17 protein-coding genes are annotated in these 21,382 nt (G+C 65.8%); 13 read left to right on the forward strand and 4 right to left on the reverse strand.

All coding sequences use genetic code 11. The features are described 5' to 3' along the window. Positions 1 to 135 precede the first annotated feature (135 nt). The 7 genes from flhB to motD all read left to right on the forward strand — a co-directional run bounded on the left by flhB (position 136) and on the right by motD (position 8,294). Complete coding sequence (gene flhB / locus AC6H0R_RS10690; protein ID WP_497581357.1) at positions 136 to 1,275, forward strand: flagellar biosynthesis protein FlhB; 1,140 nt, start codon at positions 136 to 138, stop codon at positions 1,273 to 1,275. A 33-nt stretch (positions 1,276 to 1,308) separates the two neighbouring features. Further along, the gene (gene flhA / locus AC6H0R_RS10695; protein ID WP_497581358.1) at positions 1,309 to 3,411 is read left to right on the forward strand and encodes a flagellar biosynthesis protein FlhA; all 2,103 of its coding nucleotides are present in this window, start codon (positions 1,309 to 1,311) and stop codon (positions 3,409 to 3,411) included. A gap of 123 nt (positions 3,412 to 3,534) precedes the next feature. Continuing rightward, the gene (gene flhF, locus AC6H0R_RS10700; RefSeq protein ID WP_497581359.1) at positions 3,535 to 5,007 is read left to right on the forward strand and encodes a flagellar biosynthesis GTPase FlhF; all 1,473 of its coding nucleotides are present in this window, start codon (positions 3,535 to 3,537) and stop codon (positions 5,005 to 5,007) included. 13 nt (positions 5,008 to 5,020) lie between these two features. Beyond that, positions 5,021 to 5,824 (forward strand): MinD/ParA family ATP-binding protein, encoded by an 804-nt coding sequence (locus AC6H0R_RS10705; RefSeq protein ID WP_497581360.1) that lies wholly within the window; start codon positions 5,021 to 5,023, stop codon positions 5,822 to 5,824. A 124-nt stretch (positions 5,825 to 5,948) separates the two neighbouring features. After that, positions 5,949 to 6,713 carry an RNA polymerase sigma factor FliA gene (locus AC6H0R_RS10710; protein WP_497581556.1) on the forward strand — a complete coding sequence of 255 codons (765 nt, stop codon included), beginning with the start codon at positions 5,949 to 5,951 and terminating at the stop codon, positions 6,711 to 6,713. Between the two features lie 11 nt (positions 6,714 to 6,724). After that, positions 6,725 to 7,465 (forward strand): flagellar motor protein, encoded by a 741-nt coding sequence (locus AC6H0R_RS10715; RefSeq protein ID WP_497581361.1) that lies wholly within the window; start codon positions 6,725 to 6,727, stop codon positions 7,463 to 7,465. Between the two features lie 7 nt (positions 7,466 to 7,472). Further along, positions 7,473 to 8,294: a flagellar motor protein MotD gene (gene motD, locus AC6H0R_RS10720; protein WP_497581362.1), complete on the forward strand. Its 822-nt coding sequence runs from the start codon at positions 7,473 to 7,475 to the stop codon at positions 8,292 to 8,294. Positions 8,295 to 8,300: 6 nt separating this feature from the next. Here the strand turns inward: motD and AC6H0R_RS10725 are convergent, their stop codons facing one another. Next, positions 8,301 to 9,881, reverse strand: coding sequence for an esterase/lipase family protein (locus tag AC6H0R_RS10725; RefSeq protein ID WP_497581363.1), 1,581 nt, complete (start codon positions 9,879 to 9,881; stop codon positions 8,301 to 8,303). A 140-nt stretch (positions 9,882 to 10,021) separates the two neighbouring features. Further along, entirely contained in the window at positions 10,022 to 10,564 is a 543-nt protein-coding gene (locus AC6H0R_RS10730; protein ID WP_497581364.1) for a peroxiredoxin-like family protein, read from the reverse strand. A gap of 85 nt (positions 10,565 to 10,649) precedes the next feature. Here AC6H0R_RS10730 and AC6H0R_RS10735 point away from each other — a divergent pair, with 85 nt between their 5' ends. Beyond that, a complete protein-coding gene (locus AC6H0R_RS10735; RefSeq protein ID WP_497581365.1) occupies positions 10,650 to 11,507 on the forward strand; it encodes a cupin domain-containing protein in 858 nt (285 codons plus the stop codon). Here AC6H0R_RS10735 and acdA read toward each other — a convergent pair. Further along, a complete protein-coding gene (gene acdA, locus AC6H0R_RS10740; RefSeq protein WP_497581366.1) occupies positions 11,471 to 12,679 on the reverse strand; it encodes a 3-sulfinopropanoyl-CoA desulfinase in 1,209 nt (402 codons plus the stop codon). The two genes, AC6H0R_RS10735 and acdA, sit on opposite strands and share 37 nt — an antisense overlap. A 351-nt stretch (positions 12,680 to 13,030) precedes the next feature. Here acdA and AC6H0R_RS10745 point away from each other — a divergent pair, with 351 nt between their 5' ends. Both AC6H0R_RS10745 and AC6H0R_RS10750 read left to right on the forward strand, forming a co-directional pair. Continuing rightward, on the forward strand, positions 13,031 to 13,981 hold the full coding sequence (locus AC6H0R_RS10745; RefSeq protein WP_497581367.1) for a TAXI family TRAP transporter solute-binding subunit: 951 nt from the start codon (positions 13,031 to 13,033) through the stop codon (positions 13,979 to 13,981). Positions 13,982 to 14,140: 159 nt separating this feature from the next. After that, positions 14,141 to 15,178 carry a T6SS phospholipase effector Tle1-like catalytic domain-containing protein gene (locus AC6H0R_RS10750; RefSeq protein WP_497581368.1) on the forward strand — a complete coding sequence of 346 codons (1,038 nt, stop codon included), beginning with the start codon at positions 14,141 to 14,143 and terminating at the stop codon, positions 15,176 to 15,178. Between the two features lie 38 nt (positions 15,179 to 15,216). Here the strand turns inward: AC6H0R_RS10750 and AC6H0R_RS10755 are convergent, their stop codons facing one another. Then, positions 15,217 to 16,323 (reverse strand): LLM class oxidoreductase, encoded by a 1,107-nt coding sequence (locus tag AC6H0R_RS10755; protein ID WP_497581369.1) that lies wholly within the window; start codon positions 16,321 to 16,323, stop codon positions 15,217 to 15,219. A 226-nt stretch (positions 16,324 to 16,549) separates the two neighbouring features. Here AC6H0R_RS10755 and AC6H0R_RS10760 point away from each other — a divergent pair, with 226 nt between their 5' ends. From AC6H0R_RS10760 to AC6H0R_RS10770, 3 genes are all read left to right on the forward strand, one after another. Beyond that, positions 16,550 to 17,650, forward strand: coding sequence for an alkene reductase (locus AC6H0R_RS10760; protein WP_497581370.1), 1,101 nt, complete (start codon positions 16,550 to 16,552; stop codon positions 17,648 to 17,650). Between the two features lie 117 nt (positions 17,651 to 17,767). Next, positions 17,768 to 19,780, forward strand: a complete 2,013-nt coding sequence (locus AC6H0R_RS10765; RefSeq protein ID WP_497581371.1) for a hypothetical protein — start codon at positions 17,768 to 17,770, stop codon at positions 19,778 to 19,780. 344 nt (positions 19,781 to 20,124) lie between these two features. Continuing rightward, complete coding sequence (locus AC6H0R_RS10770; protein WP_497581372.1) at positions 20,125 to 21,348, forward strand: ATP-grasp domain-containing protein; 1,224 nt, start codon at positions 20,125 to 20,127, stop codon at positions 21,346 to 21,348. The last annotated feature ends 34 nt before the right edge of the window (positions 21,349 to 21,382 follow it).

Below are 21,382 nucleotides of genomic sequence, written 5' to 3' on the forward strand. Positions count from 1 at the left end.
CGCTCCGGCCGAAGGGCCGAATTGGGGTAGAAACCCCGTCTTTATCCACCGGCAAATCTTGCCGCCTCCTCCCGATAATTGCCGCACGTGGCCGTTCGTCCGCAGTTTTGCGGCACGGCCTGAGGTGGAGCGGCAATGGCCGAAGAAAGCGATCTCGAGAAAACAGAACAACCAACCCCACGGCGAATAGAGCAAGCCCGTGAGGAAGGCCAGGTCCCGCAATCGCGGGAGCTGTCGACGTTCTTCGTGCTCATCGCCGGCGTGGCCAGTCTGTGGCTGATGGGGAGCTGGGTGAGCCGACGCATCACCGACACGCTGCGCCATGGCTTCAGCTTCGAGCGCGAGGCGGTGTTCGACACCGCGTTGATGCTCGACACCTTTCACACCATTTTCAGCGACGTGCTGCTGACCATGCTGCCCTTGTTCGGCGTGCTGGTGATCGCGGCGCTGGCGGCCCCGATCACGCTCGGCGGCTTCGTGTTCTCGACCAAGGTGCTGGCGCTCAAGCCGGAACGCATGAACCCGCTCAAGGGGCTGGGCCGGATGTTCTCGGTGCATGGCCTGGTCGAGCTGATCAAGTCGGTGCTCAAGGCCGTGGTCATTGGCGTGCTGGCCGTGTTTGCGGTGTGGCGCGAATGGGACCACGTGTTTTCGCTGATGATGCAACCGCTGGAATATGCGCTGCCGGAGTTCTTCCAGACGCTGCTGTTCGCGTCGCTGATCATCGTGCTCGGGCTGGCCATCATTGCGCTGATTGATGTGCCGTTCCAGCTCTACCAGTACCACCGCAAGCTGCGCATGACGCGCGAGGAAGTGAAGCGCGAGAACAAGGAGCAGGAGGGCGATCCGCACGTCAAGGCACGCATTCGCATGCTGCAGCGCGAGATGGCGCGCCGCCGCATGATGTCCGAGGTGCCCAAGGCCGACGTGGTGGTGACCAACCCGACGCACTTCTCGGTCGCGCTGAAGTACGACAGCAACAAGATGGGCGCGCCGGTCGTCGTCGCCAAGGGCCGCGGCGACGTGGCGCTGAAGATTCGCGAGATCGCCGCCGAGCACGATGTGCCGCTGCTCGAAGCGCCGCCGCTGGCACGTGCCCTGCACGCGCATTGCGAGCTGGGCGAGGCGGTGCCGGCACAGCTCTATACCGCCGTGGCGGAAGTCATGGCTTATGTCTATCAACTCAACGCGTGGCTGTCGCGTGGCGGGCGCAAGCCGGCGGCGCCGAACAAGCTGGCTGTGCCGGAAAACATGGATCCGGGTGCGGTCGAATGAGCAAGCAATGCATTGGCGAAACGAGGCTTCTGAATGAATGAAACGCTGAACCTGCGCGCCTTGATGCGGCCGGAGAACATGCGCCTGCTCGGGGCGCCGATCTTCATCATCATGATCCTGTCGATGATGGTGTTGCCGCTGCCGGCCTTCATCCTCGACCTGTTCTTCACCTTCAACATCGCGGTGGCGGTGATGGTGCTGCTGGTGGCGATGTACACGCGCAAGCCGCTGGAATTTTCGGTGTTTCCGACGGTGCTGCTGGTCACCACGCTGCTGCGTCTGGCGCTCAACGTGGCCTCCACCCGCATCGTGCTGCTCGAAGGTCACACCGGGCCGGACGCAGCAGGCAAGGTCATCGAGGCTTTCGGCTACTTCCTGGTCGGCGGCAACACCGCCATCGGTCTGGTGGTGTTCGGCATCCTCGTGCTGATCAACTTCATCGTCATCACCAAGGGCGCGGGGCGTATTGCGGAAGTCAGCGCGCGCTTCACGCTGGATGCGATGCCCGGCAAGCAGATGGCGATCGACGCCGACCTCAACGCCGGCCTGATCGACGAGAACGAAGCCAAGCGCCGCCGCAAGGAAGTGTCGCAGGAGTCCGACTTCTTCGGCGCCATGGACGGTGCCTCCAAGTTCGTGCGCGGCGACGCCATCGCCGGCATCCTGATCCTGCTGATCAACATCATCGGCGGCCTGATCGTCGGTACCGTGCAGCACAACATGGCCATGGGTACGGCGGTCGAAACCTACACGCTGCTGACCATCGGTGACGGTCTGGTAGCGCAGATTCCGGCGCTGGTCATTTCGGTGGCCGCCGGTCTGGTCGTGTCGCGCGTGGGTGACGAGTCCAACGTCGGCGACATGGTCATCACGCAGGTCTTCTCCAACCCGCAGGTGCTGATCCTCACCGGCGGCATCATCGGTGTGCTGGGCCTCATCCCCGGCATGCCGAACCTGGTCTTCATCCTGATCGCCGGCGGCCTGTTCGCGCTGGCGTGGCAGCGGCGCAAGATCAACGAACGCGCTGTCGAGGCCGAGGCCGAAGCCGCGAAGGCGCCCGCCGCGCAGGCCGCCGCCACACCGGAGAATCTCGAAGCGAGCTGGGCCGACGTGCAACCGGTGGACGTGCTGGGCCTGGAGGTGGGCTACCGCCTGATCCCGCTGGTCGACAAGGCGCAGGACGGGGAGCTGCTCAAGCGCATCCGCGGCCTGCGCAAGAAGTTCGCGCAGGACGTGGGCTTCCTGCCTGCCTCGGTGCACATCCGCGACAATCTCGAACTCAAGCCCAACGCCTATCGCATCGCGCTCAAGGGCGTCGAGATCGGCGCCGGCGAAGCCTGGCCGGGTCAGTATCTGGCGATCAATCCGGGCCGCGTGTCCGGCCCGCTGCAGGGGCGCGAGACGCGCGATCCGGCCTTCGACCTGCCGGCTTTCTGGATCGAGCCGGCGCAGCGTGAGCAGGCCCATGCGCTGGGCTATACCGTGGTCGACGCCGGTACGGTGGTGGCCACCCACCTCAACCACCTGATCCTCAATCACGCCGCCGAACTGCTCGGCCGGCAGGAAACGCAGCAGCTCATTGATCACATCGCCAAAGACGCGCCCAAGCTGGTCGAAGACCTGGTGCCGGGCCAGCTGGCCCTGTCGGTGGTGCAGCGTGTGCTGCAGGCCTTGCTGGAAGAGGGCGTCAATATCCGCGACATGCGCAGCATCATCGAGGTGCTGGCCGAGAACGCGCCGCGCACGCAGGAGCCGGTCGAACTCGTGGCCCGCATCCGCGAAACCCTGGGCCGCGCCATCGTGCAGAGCCTGTTCCCGGGCAACGAAGAGGTGCAGGTCATCGCCCTCGAACCGACGCTGGAACGCATCCTGTCGCAGGCCATGGGCGCCAGCGGCGGTGATGGCGGGGCGATCGAGCCGGGGCTGGCCGACAACATGCTGCGCCAGACGGCGGAAGCCGCACAGCGCATGGAAGACGCCGGTGTGCCGCCGGTGCTGCTGGTGCCGCCGCAACTGCGTCTGCTGTTGTCGCGCTTCCTGCGTCGCGCCGTGCCCTCGCTCAAGGTCGTGGCCAATACCGAAGTGCCCGAATCGCGCACCGTGCGTGTCACCGCCATGGTCGGCGGCGCTGCCTGAGTGCGGTTCTGAAGAGGGGAATAAGCGGGAACAACCCCGTTTATTCCACCCTCGCCACGGCGGGGGGCGCAGGAATAATGGACTCATGCTGCGCTACAGGCGCGGAAAGTCTGGAGAACCGGTATGAACGTCAAGCGCTACTTTGCCGCCACTGCCCGTGAGGCCCTGCGTGCCCTCAAGGCCGAACTGGGCGCCGACGCCATCGTGCTGTCGAATCGCGCCGTTGAAGGCGGCGTTGAAATCCTGGCCCTGCCGGCCGACGAGGTTGGCGCCGTGTCGACCCCGCCGCGCCGCGAGCCCGCGCCGGTCACGCCGGTGTCCGAGCACGAAGACGAGGATTGCCGCGTGAGCCTCGGTGCCGCGCGCCCGCAGCCGGCTGCAAAGCCCGCGCAGCAGATTCGCGCTTTCGATCCGCCGCGCATGGAAACGCCCGACTACATCATCCGCAAGCGTGGCTATGAGGATGTGGCGCCGGCGCCAGCGCCAGCGCCGCGACCGGCTCCGGCTCGCCCGGCGCCGGTGGTCGAACGCCCCGCGGCCGTTGCAGAACGCATCGAGCCGGTGCTGCCGCAAGATGTCGCGCCGGTGGCCGAAACGGTTTCACGCCATCTTGGCGAGAAGGCACGCCCACAGGTTGCCGACCCGCGCATTACCGAACTGCAGGACGCCAATGCCCGTTTGATGTCGGAGCTGGGCGGCATTCGCGGCATGATCGAACGCCAGCTCGCGGCCTTTGCCTGGGGCGACACGCGTCGCAATGCACCGGGTGCGGCCGAAGTGCTGGGCGAATTGCTCGACGCCGGTTTCCCCACGCGTCTGGCGCGCAAGCTGGTCGAATCCGTTGATGAAGCACACAGCGCCGACGAGGCCCGCACGGTCGTGCGCAACACGCTTGGCCGCGATCTGCGCGCCATGTCGTCGGACGCCGATCTGATCGATCGTGGTGGCGTGTTCGCCCTTGTCGGCCCGACCGGTGTGGGCAAGACCACCACCACCGCCAAGATCGCCGCGCGCTGCGTGATGCGCCATGGCGCCGACAAGATCGCACTGATCACCACCGACGGTTACCGCATCGGCGCGCAAGAGCAACTGCGCATCTACGGCCGCATTCTCGGCGTGCCGGTATTCCCGGTGCGTGACGCCTCCGACCTGCGCCAGACCATTGCCGAGCTGCGCGGCAAGCACATGATCCTGATCGACACGGTCGGCATGAGCCAGCGTGACGAAATGGTCATGAAGCAGGCCGCCATGCTCTCCGGCGCCGGCAACGTGCACCGCCTGCTGCTGCTCAATGCCACCGCCAGCGGTGAAACGCTTGATGACGTCATTGACGCCTGGAAGGGCCCGGATCTGGCCGGCTGCGTGCTGACCAAGGTCGACGAGGCCGTGTCGCTGGCGCCGGCTGTCGGTGCCGCGATTTCCAATGGACTGGAAGTGTTCTACGTCACCAACGGTCAGCGCGTGCCGGAAGACCTGCACCTGCCCAACCGCGCCTACCTGCTGCATCGCAGCCTCAACGCCCGCGTGCGTGATGCGGCGTGGAAACTCGATGCCGACGAGGCGGCGCTGAAGTTTGCCGCTGGTGCCGGTGCTTGAGCGGAGGCCCGACATGATCGACAGCCACGAAGATCAGGCAGCCGGTCTGCGCCGGCTGTTCCGACGCGCACCGCCCACGGTGGTTGCGCTGTACACCACCGGCCGCGAGCGTACGACTACCGCAGTGCGCACGGCCTTCCGTCTCGCGGCGCGTGCCGAGCGCGTGCTGATTCTGGATGAGGCGCGCGGCGAACATTCGCTGGCGCCGTCGCTGGGCGTGGCCGACGGCGGCGATCTGCTCGGCGTGCTGGGCGGACAGTGCGAAGCCGCCTCGCTGGTGCAGTCCGTGCCGGGGCTGGTTGGCCGCGTGCCGGTCAGTGCCGCCGCGCTGGCCTTGCCGCTGCTCGACGAAGAACGCCGCACACAACTTATCGATGCGCTGCGCAGCCTGCATCGCTACGCCGGCATCGTGCTGGTGCACGCCGACAGCGAGGAGGCGGCAGACCCGTCGCCCTTCGTGTTCGCCGCGCCGCGCCGCCTGCTGGTGGCCGAGGCCAGCCGCAGCGGTGCAATCGAAGCCTATTCGGTCATCAAGGCACTGGCTGCGGCCGGCGCCGGCTCGCTGCATGTGGCGGTGTCCGGCGCACGCTCGCGCAACGAGGCCAATGCCTTCTTCGACAGCCTCGACGCGCTGGTGCGCAAGCACGTTGGCGTGCCGCTGGCCTGGCTTGGCGAAGTCGAGCGCGACGATCTGGCCGGTGGGCTGACGGCCGATGTTGTCGAATCTTCGCCGCGCGAACCTGAGGCGGCTTTCCTGCGCCGCCTGGCATCGCTCAGTGGGGCGCGTCTCACGCCGCCACGCGGCGCGACGTTGTGAGGAAGAAGCGTCGATGCTGACCACTGCCCGAAAAGTCGCTGCACCCATCGGTCAAACCCGTGCTTCCGGCGTGCATAATGTCGGCAAGGGGCGGGTTGCGCCCCGCAACACCCGGGCTCTGTGGATGTACGACTCCGAAGGCAACCCCGACAAGGCACAACTGGTTGAGCTGTATGCACCACTGGTCAAGCGCATCGCCTATCACCTGATGGCGAAGCTGCCGGCCAGCGTGCAGCTCGACGACGTCATGCAGAACGGCATGATCGGCCTGCTCGATGCCGTCTCGCGTTACGAGGACGGCCTTGGTGCGCAGTTCGAGACCTACGCCGCGCAGCGTATCCGCGGCGCCATGCTCGACGGCCTGCGCGAAGATGACTGGATGCCGCGCAGCCTGCGTCGCGACATGCGCCGCGTGGAATCTGCCGTGCAGACGCTGGAACAACGCCTCGGGCGCCCGCCGTCCGAAACCGAGCTGGCCGATGAAGTCGGCGTGCCGCTGCCCGAGTACCAGCAGATCCTGCAGGACGCTCGCGGCCACCAGCTGGTGTATTTCGAGGATTTCAGCGGCAGCGAGGATGACGACTTCCTCGAACGTCACATCGTCGATCAGGACGCCAATCCGCTCGGCATGCTCGAAGACGCCGATCTGCGCCGCAATCTGGTCAAGGCCATTGAGGCCCTGCCCGAACGCGAACAGATGGTGATGAGCCTGTATTACGAGGAAGAACTCAACCTGCGCGAAATCGGCGAAGTGCTGGGCGTCACCGAATCACGCGTGTGTCAGTTGCACAGCCAGGCCGTGGCCCGCCTGCGCGCACACGTCTTCTCCGACGGGGCAGCCCCGTTGTCGGCCAAGCGGCGCGGTCGTCCGCCGCGCGCCAAGGTCTGAGCGGCTAGCCGATGGATCGCATCAGCCTGTTCGGCCTCGTTCTCGGTATTGCCGCGATTGTCGTCGGGCAGGTGCTGGAAGGCGGTCATGTTGCCTCCCTGTTCCAACCCACGGCCTTGCTCATCGTCATCGGCGGTACGCTCGGCGCCGTGATGCTGCAGAGCCCGTTCAAGGTCTTTGTCGAGGGTGCGCGCATGACCCGCTGGGTCTTCGTGCCGCCGCCCGAGCGTGGTGAAGAGCTCATCGGGCTGGTCACGCAATGGGGCACCATCGCCCGACGTGACGGCCTGCTGGCCCTGGAGCCGCGTATCGAACAACAGGACGATCCGTTTTTGCGGCGTGGCCTGCAGTTTCTGGTCGATGGCGTGGATCCGCAGCGCCTGCGCGAGCTGATGAACGTCGAGATCGACGCCTCCGAAGCCCAGATGAAACTCGGCGCCCGCGTGTGGGAAGCGGCCGGTGGTTATTCGCCGACCATCGGCATTCTGGGGGCCGTGCTGGGCCTGATCCACGTCATGGAAAACCTCTCCGAGCCCTCGCGGCTGGGCGCCGGCATTGCCGTGGCCTTTGTCGCCACCATCTACGGTGTGGGCTTTGCCAACCTGGTTTTCCTGCCGTTTGCCAAGAAGCTCATGGCGCACATCGGGCGCATCTCGGCCGAGCGCGAGATGATCGTCGACGCGCTGGTCGGCATCGGCAACGGCGAGAACCCGCGCATCATCGAAGCCCGCATGCGCGGCTATCTGGTGTGAGGGCGCCATGCCGCGCCAGCGCCAACGCCGCCAGCACGATGAGCATCCCGAGAATCACGAGCGCTGGCTGGTCTCCTACGCCGACTTCATCACGCTGCTGTTTGCCTTCTTTGTCGTGATGTATTCGCTGTCCTCGGTCAACGAGGGCAAATACCGCATCCTTTCCGATTCCCTGCTTTCCGCCTTTCGCAGCGTCTCCGTCAATCAGCCGAGTGAGCAGGTGGTGGTCGCGCCCTTCGTGGTGCCGGCGCGCCCGCAGCCGCCGGTGAGCCGCACCGACCGCGAACCGGCCAGCGGGCAGGGCGACCACGTCGAGCATATCCGCCGCATGGGCGAGAGCATTCGCCGCGCGCTCGAACCGCTCACGCGCACCGGTCAGGTGAACATCTCCGAGGGCGCTCACGGCATCACGGTAGAAGTGAATGCCAGCCTGCTGTTCCCGGCCGGTGAAACCAGCTTGCAGCCCGCCGCCCAGTCACCGCTGCGCGCGATTGCGGAGGTCTTTGTCGGCGGGGATTACCCCGTCACCATCGAGGGCCACACCGACGATTCGCCGATCAACTCCCCGCGCTTTCCGTCGAACTGGGAGTTGTCCTCGGTGCGTGCGTCATCGGTGGTGCGGCTGTTTGCCGACGCCGGCATAGCTCCCTCGCGGCTGTCCGCCATCGGCTATGCCGATCAGCGTCCCATCGCCGAGAACTTCACCGAAGAGGGGCGCGCCCGCAACCGCCGCGTCACCATCCGGCTGGATGCCATGTACAACGACCCGCCGCCGCAGGCGCCGGGCACTATCCGCGCGGACGACCCGATGCGCGCCTTGCTGCCCTGAGCCGGCTCACAGCACCTTCAGAATCGCCACCAGGGCCAGCGCGCCCAACACCACACCTCCCAGCAGCATGCCGTTTCCGGTCCAGATTGCGTAGGCGACAAGCCCCAGCACTCCGGCCACGAGAATCGGAAACAGCCAGGGAGCAACACGCGACAGCAGTCCGAAATAGGGTTTGCCTTCGGCCAGCCGAGCAGGTGGCGGGCTGGCGTCTCCGCCGACCAGAAAGCGCGCAATGCTGTCCAGGTTGTCTTCGTTCAGCGCCGCACTGTGGCCGCCATCGTGAAACCAGTACTGGAACACCCGTTCGTCGTCGTGCAGAAAGCCCTCAAATCCCCCGGTGCCGATGTCGCGACGGCGCAGGCCGGTCAAGCCGCTGCACAGGAATCCGACCGGAACGTCGGCGTTGGCGCAGTCGTTTCGCAGCATGCCCACCTGGGGATTGTCGCCGCGCATCAGATCGCGCCAGGCGTAGTCGCGCGGCAGCACGCTGCCAGCCAGCGCCACACGTTCAAAGCTCATGGCGGGCAGAACCCGCAAGGATTCGCCAAGGATGTAGGTGCCATTGCTGTGGCCGACGAAGTGAAAGCGCGCGCCGGGGTTTTCCGCCACGCAGTCGCTGTACAGCTGCTGAAAGGTGCGCACAGGGCGCTTGTGCAGGAAGGGAATGGCGAATTCCAGCGCCGACAGATAGCCGTAACTGGGCGTGATGACGCGAGCCCCCGGCATGTGCGCCCGCACCCGTTCTTCCAGCTGCTGCACCCAGCCGCGGTTGGCGGCACGGATGCCGTGCAGCACGAACACGATGTCCTCGTGGGGCGTGGCGAGCATGCGGGCGTCGGCCTCCGGCATGGCCTTGCCCAGGATGGCGTCGTGCATCAGGCGCACCCTCAGCTCCGGGTCGGGGCCGCGATCGAGTACGGGTAGCTGACGGTGGTTGAGGCCCGGCACCGAGATGTGCATGGCGTTGGGAAATTGCTCCAGATCGACGCTGTCACGGCGGCTCACCACCGAGTCGACGGTGCCGAGCATCTGCACCATGTCGGGTCGCTGATCTTCGGGCAAGCCGCGCATGTGGCGGATCCAGGTCAGCCGCATGTTGGTGACCGTTGCACTGCCCGAGATCAGTTCCTGCCCGATGAATCGGCGCCGGGTAACAAAGCCGGCCAGGCGTGTGGCCCAGTCGTACAGGCGCACCGAGGTCTTGCGCTGGTCGAGTCCGCGATTGATGGCGGCCAGCAGCACGATGCGTCGAACGCGGCTTGCCCAGACCGATCCGGGAAGCCAGCGCTCGCAGCCGCTGGCCAGCAGGTAGCACTGACGCACCAGCATGCCGCCGAAGCTGTGCCCGACCAGCACGATTTCGTCGTAGCCATCGGCGATGCGCCAGCGCGCATCGATCACGGCCTGCAATTCGGCGGCCCTGTCGATCACCCGCGCCGTGCTGAACAGCCACACGCCGTGGTCCCAGGCCAGCCAGTCGCTGTCGGACAATTCGGGCTGCTCGCGCAGCCGCGCGATCAGCTTTTCCCACTGTGCACACGTCATGCCGATGCCCGGCACGTACACCACCAGTCTGCGTTGCGACATGCTCATCCCCCGATGCGACCGGCACCCATAGTCGGGTGCCTAAGTCGGATGTCATCAGCTTAGGTGCTTGCGCTGGACATGGGGAGGAAGTCGGTCGGCAGGTGAGAACAGTCACACGGCCGCGGATGATCGGCCGCGCCTCACACGGCGCCGGTGTACTCGCCGCGCGCCGGGTAGTTCTTGTCGATGGCGAAGTCGATGGCCAGCAGCAGGTCCTGGAACGGCGGGCGCGAGAACGGCATGGTCTGTACCGCGCCGTAGTACAGCGTGCCATCCGGGCGCACCAGGAACACGCCCGGTTCGCTGAACAGGTCGGGCTCTTCGATGCCGATGGAGGTCTTGCCGCGCCCGGCGCTGACGTACAGCCCCCATTTGCGCGCGTCCGGCAGAGGCAGGTCGTAGGCGAACTTCACGTGGTCGGCCTTCACCTTGTCGGCCATCTGCTTCGCGCGCTCTTCGCCGTCGTTGCTGAGGGCGACGATCTTCACGCCGCGCTTGGCGTATTCCTCGCCGAGGCGCTCCAGTTCCAGCAGGTACTTGGCGCACAACGGGCAGTGCAGGCCGCGGTAGAACACCAGCAGATCAAAGTGCTCGCCCGGTTCGGCGCCGAGCGTGTAACGGCCACCGCCGACCAGCGGCAGATCAAGGGCGGGAACGGCTTGTCGCGGAATCAACGGGGTCATCAGAGTCTCCTGGGTATGTGACGGCCTTGTCAGTGTGGCGTACGATGCGCAACCCATCGAACCAAAAACATTGCAATCCGTACATATGAACACACCCGCCCGACTGGATCGCCTGTCCGCCCTGTTGCAGGGGCTCGCCCCGCAGTTCGAGCTTGCGTGCCCGGCGCGCGAGGCAGCCGAACCGCTGGCCGCAGCGGCAGAGCAGGACTTGCTGCTGCATCTGCTGACCGAAGGCAGCGCACGCGTCGAGGTGCTGGGCAGGGCGGCGCAATGCATCGTCGGCCCGGCCGTCGTGGTGTGTCGTCCGCGGCCGCAGACCGTGGTAGAGCCGCTGGATGCCGCCGCACAGGCCGGCCTGACCTGCATCCGCGCACGTTTCGCCGGCCCGGTCGGTCCGCTGTTGCTGGAAGAGTTCGGTGCGGCCCTGGTCGTGCCGCTGGCGGAGAGCGACGGCGCGCTGCAGCAGATCGTGCAGCTCATTGCAGGCGAGATCGCCGCACCGCGTTGCGGCCAGCCGCTGCTGCTGGAACGGGCCGGCGACATCCTGTTCATCGGCCTGCTGCGCCATCTGATCGCGCATCCGCGGACCGACGGCGGCCTGTTCAGCGGCTTGGCCGATGCGCGCATTGCCCGCGCGCTGGTGGCCATGCACGCCGCACCGGAACAGGGCTGGACGCTGGAACGGTTGGCGGAAGAGGCCGGCATGTCGCGCACCGCGTTTGCCAACCGCTTCCGTGATCTGCTGCACTGCCCGCCGGGTGCGTATCTGAACCGCCTGCGACTGGCGATTGCCCGCCGCGCCATCGAGGGCGGGGCGGGGCTCAAGCGTGCCGCCGGCCTGTCCGGCTATTCCGGCGCGGCCACGCTGTCGCGCGCGCTGGCCCAGTCTGCGCGGCGGGTATCCGCTCAGGCGCCGCCCTTGTCTTCGGCCAGCCGAACGTAGCCGTCGCGCGTCTGCGGCAGCCGCATGCCCAGCACCTGCGCCGCGATCTGCGTACGCAGGATCTGCGCCGTACCGCCGGCAATCGTGAACATGCGCGCGTCGCGCACATGACGCTCCATCGGCTGGTCGCGGCCGTAGCCGGATGATCCGAAGAACTGCAGCGCGTCATTCACAACCTTGTTGGCGGTCTCGGCCGCGAACAGCTTGGCGCGCGCCGCGCGGTCCAGATCGGGAAACTGCTCGCCGCTGGTGGCCGCGTCGTGCAGCAGCAGGCGCGCCGCTTCGAGCTGCGTGGACATGTCGGCCGCCATCCATTGCAAACCCTGGAATTCCGCAATCGGCCGGCCGAACTGCTCGCGCGTCTTGAGGTAGGCCACGCCTTCCTCGAACGCCCCCTGCGCAATGCCCAGCGCCACCGTGCCGGCGCCCACGCGCTGCGCGTTGTAGGCTGTCATCAGCGACGCAAAGCCACGCTTCAGTCCGCCCGGCGGCACCACCATCATCGACTTGTGAATCGAGAGATCGCGGAATTCCAGATAGGTCTCGGGAATGCCGCGCACGCCCATCGCATACAGCCGCCGGCCCACCACAAGCCCCTCCGGCCCGTTGTCGTCGCGCACGCAGATAAAGGCGCCAATGCCTTGCTCAACGCCGTCGTCGAACACCCGCGCGAAGATCAGATGCAGCCGCGACACACCGCCGCCGGTAATCCAGTACTTCTCGCCGTTGAGCACGTAGTGGTCGCCCTTGCGGTCGGCGCGCGTCGTCATCTGGCTTGCCGCGCTGCCGGCCTTCGGCTCGGTGATGCAGATCGCCGGCTTGTCACCGTCGAGCACCAGCTCGGCCGCGAGCTTCGCTTGCTCGGGCGTGCCGTAGCGCACGATGGCCCCGATGGCGCCCATGTTGGTCTCCACCGTGATGCGCCCCATGGTCGCGCAGGCCTTGGCCATCTCCTCGATCACGATCACCGCGTCCAGATAACTGCGCCCTTGGCCACCCAGCTCTCGCGGCAGCGTCATGCCGACAAAGCCGGCGTCGCGCAGCAGCGCGATGTTGTCCCACGGGTATTCCTCGGTGAGGTCGGTGTCGGCAGCGGTGGGGGCGAAACGGCTCTGCGCGAGCTCGCGCGCGCGAGTCTGCAGCTCAAGCTGGTCGGCGGTCAGGCGGGTCATATCGGCTCCTGTCGATGACGATTCCGCAACCATAGCGCGAGCGCGCTGACCGCACAGTTGCGCCTTATACGGAGTCGGCCGCCTCATCCTTGCGCAACCGGCAAGGGTGACGCCCCATCAAGGGCTTGCGGTGCTTGCTCAGCGGCTGTCCCCAGGTCTATCCACAGGGATTGTGGATAGGTGGGGTGGGTGCGACTCAGGCGCCTGAAGGCTGGTGCCAGTGCGGCCTACCACGCCAGTTTGCGCGCGCCTTGCCGGATGCGCGGGAACGTTCGCGGTATTTTGGGAACAGACGCTTCGGTGCGGCCCCTCGTGGCGGCGAGCGAAACCGTCTGATTCTGGAGAGAGTGCATGAAGCGATGGAAGAAATGGATGGGCGTGGCGTTGGCCTGTGGTGTGCTGACGAGCCACGTTCAGGCGGCAGATCGCAGCGCGGTCGTCATGGGTACGGCCACGCCGGGCGGGGGCTTCGAGTTCTTCGGCAAGGCTCTGGCGGAGGAGGTCAACGCGGCGGATGCGTCTCTTGCAGTTACAGCCCGCAGCACGCGCGGTAGCAGCGAGAACATTCCCCTGCTGGAGGAGGGAGCGCTCGACGTGGCGCTGGTTGCGAGTCTGCCGGCGCGTGAAGCATTTGAAGGCATTGATCGTCCCGGTCCGACACCGCTGAAGATCATCACCGCCATCTACCCGACCTTCGGGGCTTTTGCCGTCCGTGGCGACAGCCCGGCCACGAACTTCAGCGATCTGGTGGGGCAGAAGGTTGCCTGGGGCACGGAGGCGTCCGGCCTGACCCTGCTCGGCCTGTATGTCACCGAAGCGCTCGGCCTGGACCGGGACAAGGACTTTGATGCGGTCTATCTGCAGCGCGCCGGTGACGGCGCGACCATGGTCCTGAACGGCGAGGTCGCCGCGCAGTGGGGTGGCGGAGTCGGCTGGCCCAACTTCACGCGCATCATGGAAGGTGGCGGACGGCTGGTGGGTCTGAGCAACGAGCAGGCACGCACGGTCAATGCGAAGTACCCCTTCCTGCAGCCGATGACGATTCCCGCCGGGTCCTATCCAGGTCAGGCCGAACCCCTGCTGACGGTGGGTTCGTACAGTTTTCTGCTGGCACGTGCCGACCTTCCGGAGGACGTTGCCTACCGGCTGGCCAAGGCCATCCATGAGGCACAGCCCGAGCTGGCCAGACGCCTGACCCAGGCACGTGACACCTTGCCTGAGAACACCTGGAGCGCGGCAGGAGACCCCGAACGCATCCATCCGGGCGCACGTCGCTATCTGGCAGAGCTCGGTCTGAAATAGGAGGTTGCGATGATTCTGCGGCCTGGAGTCATGCCTATCCGGCTGATTTCAGGCGGCTTTTGTTTGTTCCTTTGGGCTTTTCCTGCTATCACTTTGTCATGAGTTTGAAGGTCTTCCGACATTTCGCGGTGGGCCGGCTCATGAACAGGAGTGCAAGCCATGGCAAACCTCGTGATCTGTGCCGACGGCACCTGGAACCGGCCGGAGGAAGACCTTGCGAAGGAGTACCCCACCAATGTGCTGCGGCTGGCGCGGGCGATTGATCCGGTGGGGGGCGGGGCGAAGCAGCATGTGTTCTACGACTGGGGTATCGGCTCGTACCACGACTCGGTGATTGCCGGCGCGACGGGGAAAGGGCTGCACAAGAACATCCTGGATGGCTATCTCTACCTCGTGCAGAACTACACCGAGGGCGACCGGATTTATCTGTTCGGTTTCAGTCGCGGAGCCTATACGGTGCGGGCGCTGTGCGGGCTGATCAATAACTGCGGCATCGTCAAACGGCCGGATGCGCAGCTGATCGTCGAGGCCTGGAAGATCTACAAGAACCCGAACAATGATTTCCACCCCGACGGTGTGAAGTCGGTTGAATTTCGCGCCAAGCACAGCCATTCGTCGCGCGAGGTGCATTTCGTCGGGGTGTGGGACACGGTGGGTGCGTTGGGCATTCCGTTCTCGCTGATGGGCTTGTTCGAGGGGCGGGACGAGTTTTACGACACCAAGATGGGGGCGAACGTGAAGTTTGCGCGCCATGCGCTGGCGGTTGACGAGCGGCGGCAGGATTTCGAGCCGACGGTGTGGACGCCGCGGCCGGAGGTCAATCTGAAGCAGGTGTGGTTTGCCGGTGTGCATTCGGACGTGGGCGGCTCCTACCCGCCGGACAAGGACACGGGGTGTTTTGCGTCCGACGTGCCGCTGGGCTGGATGCTGGACGAGGCCGAACAGGCCGGGCTGGGTGTGGAGCCGCATCTGAGGGCTTCGCTCTCTGACGGCACGCTGGCGGGCACGCACAAGTCGCGACGGCACATCTACCGCGTGAAGCGTCCGCTCGACCGCGAGCTGATCGTGACGGACAAGCCTACGCGTATTCACCCAAGCGTGAAGCGGCGCTACGAGGCGGACGATAGCTACCGCCCGCCGCAACTGAAGAAGCTGGTCGAGTCGGTAGGTTGGGCGGGGCTGGATGTCGGGGTGTGAGGCGCGGCGCCGGAGGTGATCGGCGCCGCGTTTGCATCTCAGTCGCGCGTGCTATGACTGGGGAAGAGCGGCAGCACTTCCTGGCCGACTTCCTCCATGACCTCGGCGGCGGGGCGTTGGCCGCGTTTGAAGTTGAGCATGATGTGGTTCACGCCCACGCCGCGCAGCTCTTCCAGCAGTTCGACGAGCAGGTTGCGGCCGAGGCGGAAGCCGGATCGCAGCGGCTTCTGCTTTTCGTTCGGGTCGTCCGACAGATCGATGTGCAGCGGCTGGGCAAAGGGTTTGAAGTCCGCGCCGCTGTTGCGCACGGCGTCGCGCCAGGTGCGCATGACGATCTCCTGCGTGCTCGGGCTGTTGGCATACATGATCCAGGCATCGCACTGCGCGGCGATCCAGTCGGGATCTTGCCGGCAGTGGCCGGTGATGCCCAGCGGGATGCGGTTGAAGCGCGCCTTGGGAATGAGGTCGGCCTTTTCTAGCTTGCCGAGCGGGGAGTCGATGCGCGGAAAGCTTTCGTAGAGCAGGCGGTTGAAATACAGCAGAGACTCGCGGAAGACGTCCCCACGCTGGTCGATGTTGAGTCCGAAGGCGGGGAATTCCACCGCCCGGTCACCCGAGGCAATGCCGAGGAACAGCCGCCCGCCGGAGAGTTGATCGACCGACGCCGCGGCCTTGGCCAGCGTGATCGGGTGGCTCAGCGGGAACACGATGGAGCCGGTGGCCAGCGTGATGTTGCGCGTGGCGCCGGTGATCAGCCCCAGCCACACCCACGGATCGTAGATCTGCCCGACGTCGCCGAAGCTCGGGTCGCGCAGCGGTACATCGCGTGTCCACAGCGCGGCAAAGCCGAGCTCGTCGGCGCGTTGGGCCAGCTCCACCTGGCGGCTCATGTCGGGCAGGTCCGCGTCGTAGTTGTCGATGGCGAAGAACAGTCCGAGCGTGAGCTGGTCGCGCGCGAACATGCGGCGGAAGCCCGGCGAGTCCGGCGGCACGTAGGGCGCGCGCGGCGCTTCGTCGGACTTGTTGCCGAACAGCTTGAGCCCGCGCTTGGGCGCGACGAAGGGCATGCGGCCGAGATGGTCTTCGGGTGATGGGCCGAGGATCAGTTTGCGCAGCTGCTTGCGCCATGACGGGGTGTCAGACAACGGGGGCTCCTTGCAAAGGACTGGCGTCGGATTCTAGCCGCAGGCGGTGGTTCCCGAGCGGACTACGGACAATGCGTTGGCCTGCGCGTTTCGACAGGATGGAGGTGGATTGACGACGCTGTGCTGACCGGGCCGACGACGACCGTTGCCTGCTGCAGTAAGCTGCGAACGATTTCCCCAAGCCGCGCTCCAACCGGCCCCGAACCACAGCAGAACAAGGAAACACATGACGACGCTGTTCGACCCCATCCGTATCGGCGACATCGAGCTCGCCAACCGCATCGTAATGGCGCCGCTGACGCGCAACCGCGCGCGCGACTGCGTGCCTGACGACATGACCGTCGAGTACTACCGCCAGCGCGCCAGCGCCGGCCTGATCATCACCGAAGCCAGCCAGATCAGCCCGATGGGGCAGGGCTATATCGACACGCCGGGCATTTACAGTGGCGAACAGGTGGCGGCCTGGAAGAAGGTCACCGACGCCGTGCACGCCGAGGGCGGGCGCATCGTGATCCAGCTGTGGCACGTCGGCCGCATCTCGCACACCTCGCTGCTGCCGGACGGTGCACAGCCGGTGTCGTCCACCAGCCAACGGCCCAATGCCAAGACCGTCACGCGCGAGGGCTTCGTTCCCACCTCGGCGCCGCGCGCGCTGCGTGACGACGAAATTCCGGGGCTGATCGAGGACTACCGCCGCGCTGCACGCAATGCGATTGCCGCCGGTTTCGACGGCATCGAGATCCATTCGGCCAACACCTATCTGCTCGAACAGTTCCTGCGCGACAGCGTGAATGACCGCAGCGGCCCATACGGCGGCAGCATCGAGAACCGCGCGCGCCTGCTCATCGAGGTCATGCAGGCAGTGACCGACGAGATTGGCGCCGGGCGTTGCGGCCTGCGTCTGAGCCCGATCACCACCTTCAACGACACGCCGCGCGACAGCGACCCGCAAGCGCTGTATGGCTACGTCGTGCGCACGCTGGCGCCGCTCGGCCTGGCCTATGTGCACGTCGTCGAGGGCGAAACCGGGGGCGTACGCGAACCGGAAGGGCTGGCCAAACCCTTTGATTACGCGGCGCTGCGCGAGGCCTTCCCAGGCGCGTGGATGGTCAACAACGGCTACGACCGTGCGCTGGCCATGCAGACCGTGGCGACCGGAGATGCCGACCTGGTGGCCTTCGGCGTGCCCTTCATTGCGAATCCCGATCTGGTGCGCCGTCTGCAGGAGGATGCGCCGCTCAACCCGCCCCGACCGAAGCTGTTCTACGGCGGTGGCGCAGAGGGCTACATCGACTACCCGACGCTCGAAGATCGCGTCCCCGGCTGAGGCCGTGGGCGGGACACCGGCGGCACGGTCCGTGTCGCTGGTGTATGCTGGGTCCCGTCATGCCGCCTTGTTTGCGCTGCAAGCGCCCAAGCGGCAGCCCGCCGTCCCCTCCCGCTGATGTCAGATATTCCGCTTCCTACCGATTCTTCCGAACGCCTGCAGCTTGCCATTTCGCGTTTCCAGCGTTGTTTTTCGCGCCTGGAACAGGCCAGTCGCGTCGCCAAGGCGGCGCTCGCCATTGAAGTCATCGACGCTGCCAGTCGTTTGCTGGCGATGCCGCAGGGGGTCGAGGTGCTGGCCGAATGCGCCGGTCGCTTTCAGTCGGCCGGGGTGTTCGATGGCAGTGACTGGGCCGATCCGGGCAGTCTGCAGCCGCAGCTGATCCCCGCCACGCTGCAGTTCGGTGAGGAGCGCACTGTCGCCGTCGAATGCCTGAGTCTGCTGCGCTGGTTGGCGCTGGCGGAGGAACGTGGGCGTCATCCCGGTATTGCGTCCGAGCAGGCCGTGCATTTCCTGCGTGAAGCGCTGGCGGTCAATCTGGACTACGTCTTCGACCGCGCTACCGAGGCCGCACGTGAGCGCCGCACCGACGCGGCACGTCAGGTTTTTGCCTTCATCGCGGAGCGCATCGGTTACGACTCGATGCTCGAGCAACTGGTCGACGAGGTGTGGCGCATCCTGCGTCAGCGCCCGGTCAAGGTCGATGGCGCGAAAACCATGATCACCAAGCTGGCCGTCGTGCTGGCCGACCCCGAAACCGAAGTGCACAGCCTGCGCGGCGCAGACCGGCTGACCAGCGCGCTGTTCGGGCCGACTCAGGCGACGCAGTACGATCCGGGTCTGGAGGCCTACAGCGAGGCGCTTGCGCACATGGATGCGCAGACGCTCCGGCAGGAGGCAGGCGGCTTCGCGCGCTCGATGGCCGATACCGGGCTGGTGTCGGTCTATCACGCGGTACTCGTGCGCTGGCTGCTTGAGCAGCAGCCTGATCTGCTGCCGACCGCGTTGGGCCTGAGTTCGACCGGTACCGACACCTTTCTGACCTATGTCGAGCTGATCCGTGCGCTGATCGACGAGGCCGTGCATCCTGAAACCTGTCAGGCCATCTACGGCCTGTCCTGCCTGCTCGAACGCGGCATCCTCTTCTCGCCGCCGGTGGCGCCGGCGCTGTGGCGCCAGATCCGCCTGCCGCTGCATGAGAAAACGGCTGCGCTGATCGCCGGTGTGTTCGGCACGGCGGTGTCGCCCAAGGTGCATCTGCTGGCGGGTCTGCTCAACGTGCTGGGCCAGCCCTTTGGCGTCGGCCAGGGCCACAACCCGACGTGCCAAAGCGCGCGTGCGATTTCGATGTGGGCCTATAACGACCCGGATTACCTGATGCAGCTGCTGGCCTGGGCAGCGCGCGACGACGCCATCACCATGCATTTCGAGGGGTCACCTCTGGACTCGGCCCAGCAACCGGCCGGATTGGTCGAGGCGCTGCACCTGGATCTGGACGCGGTGTCGCTGGTGCTGGTGCCGCATCTGGACCGCATCTACCTCGGCATGGGGCGGCTTGCGGCGGCGCGCACCGAGGACCCGCACAAGTGGATCAACCCCGAGTTCCACGGCTGGTGGGTGGGCCGTGGCTTTGCCATCGCAGTGGATGTGGCAACGGGCCGTCTGGCCGATTACGAGGGCTTCGTGCGCAGCTTTCATGCGTCCTACCATCCGTACTACAACGGCAACCAGCCGCAGATCCACCTGCAGCCGGCTGGCGTGGCGGTGACGGATTCGAGCGGACGTTTCGTCGGTTGGCACGCCATTACGCTGATTCGCAGCGCACTCGACATGCGCGGCGAGATGCGCGCCTACTTTTACAACCCCAACAACGACGGCGGCCAGGACTGGGGTTGCGGCGTGGTGGTGTCGACCGAGGGCAACGGTGAATATTTCGGCGAGTCGTCCTTGCCCTTCGCGCAGCTGGCCTCGCGCCTGTACATCTTTCATTACGACCCGCTCGAGCCGGGCCACGCCGACAGCGTGCCGTCCGATGTGGTAACCGAGGTGCGGCGCATGGCTGAAGAGAGCTGGGCGCGTGACCGTATCGGCCCGGATACGGACATGCTGCAGGCCGCCGAACCGGTCTGAATACGAGTTTTCCGAGCGGCCCATCGGTTGACGAGGGCGGCACAGGCGGGCATTTTAAAAAGCCCGAGGAAGTCCGCGCGACGCGCTGAGCGTCGATTGCACTTTCCCCCACGCTTCACCAGACCGGCATTTGCCGGCGTCCATATTCCGGCTTCGGCCGGTCTCTGCAGCACCCCCGGTCGCGGTCAGCCATTGCACCGCATTGCCGACTCTTTTCGTTGTCCGCCACGAGCGGCCCGACGACAACCTGCATCCCACCGATGCATTCGCTCGCTTGAGGCGACCAAGGGCCATCCGCCCTGCAGCGTCCCGCTTGCCGCGACGAAACGACAAGGAAAACGAACATGCAAAAGAATCCCGAGAAAGGCTATGTGGCCCTGCTGGGCTGGAGTCTCAATGCCGTCGATGCGCTCGAGCGTTTCGATCGCCGCTATGTCGTCGTCGCGCCGCCGTGGGCGGAGGAGTACTGCACCCAGCATGACATTCCCTACGTTTCCTGGGATTTCGAGCGCATCAATGACCGTTCCATGGAGATCGCGCAGCGGCTCAAGGACATGGGCGTGGACGTGGCGATTCCGTTGTTCGAGGAAACCGTGGAGTGGGCCGGAGCGATCAACTCGGTGCTGATGAACAATCCGCGCCTGTTCGGCCAGTCCATCCTGTTCCGTGACAAGGCGCTGATGAAGCGGCGCGCGCAGCTCGGCGGCATCCGCGTGGGCATCTTCGAGGAGGCGCACGACAAGAGCGACGTGATCCGCTTCCTCAAGCGCGTGAATCAGACTCTGCTCAAGCTCGACGGTGACCCCAATGATCCGATCCACCTCAAAGCGTTCGACAAGGCCGGTTGCCTGGGGCACCGCGTGATACGCACGCCGGACGAAATCGATGCGATTCCGGACGAGGAATTCCCGGTGCTGATGGAAAGCCACCTCGACGGCTGGGAATTTGCGGTCGAGGCCTGGGTGCACAAGGGCAAGATCATGTTCCTGAACCTGTCCGAGTACGTGACGCTGGGCTATTCGGTGTTTGTGCCGGGTACCCCCGAGCTGGAGAAGCTGCGCCCGCTGGTGGAGAAACAGATCGAGAAGCTGATCAAAACCTTCGACATCGATTTCGGCTTCATCCACCCGGAGTACTTTGTCACCAGCGACAACGAGATGTACCTCGGCGAGGTGGCCTACCGACCGCCCGGCTTCAAAGTGTTCGAGCTGCTCGAACGTGCCTACGGCTTCAATGCCTATCAGGGCCTGGTGCTGGCCTTTGATCCCAAGACCACGGATGAGGAGATCAAGGCCTTCTTTCCGCGTGAAGTGGTCGATGCCAAGGGACATGCCGGCTGCTTCGGCGTGTATCCGCGCCGGCGCGTGGTGAGCAAGCTGGAGATTCCGGCCGAAACCGAGGAGCACCCGTACTTCGAGTCTCATGAGCTGACGCCGCCGCTGGAAGAGATCGTTACCAAGCGCACGGCCTTCGGTACGCATTGGGGCCTGGTGTACTTCTTCGGCCCGGATCCGTACGAGATCCGTGATCTGCTCAAGAAACAGGAGTCGCTCGACTTCTACGTCTGAGCCGAGCCGGCATGGCGCGGATGTGACAGTCGGG

It is taken from the genome of Pseudazoarcus sp. NS36 (genome assembly GCF_059703705.1).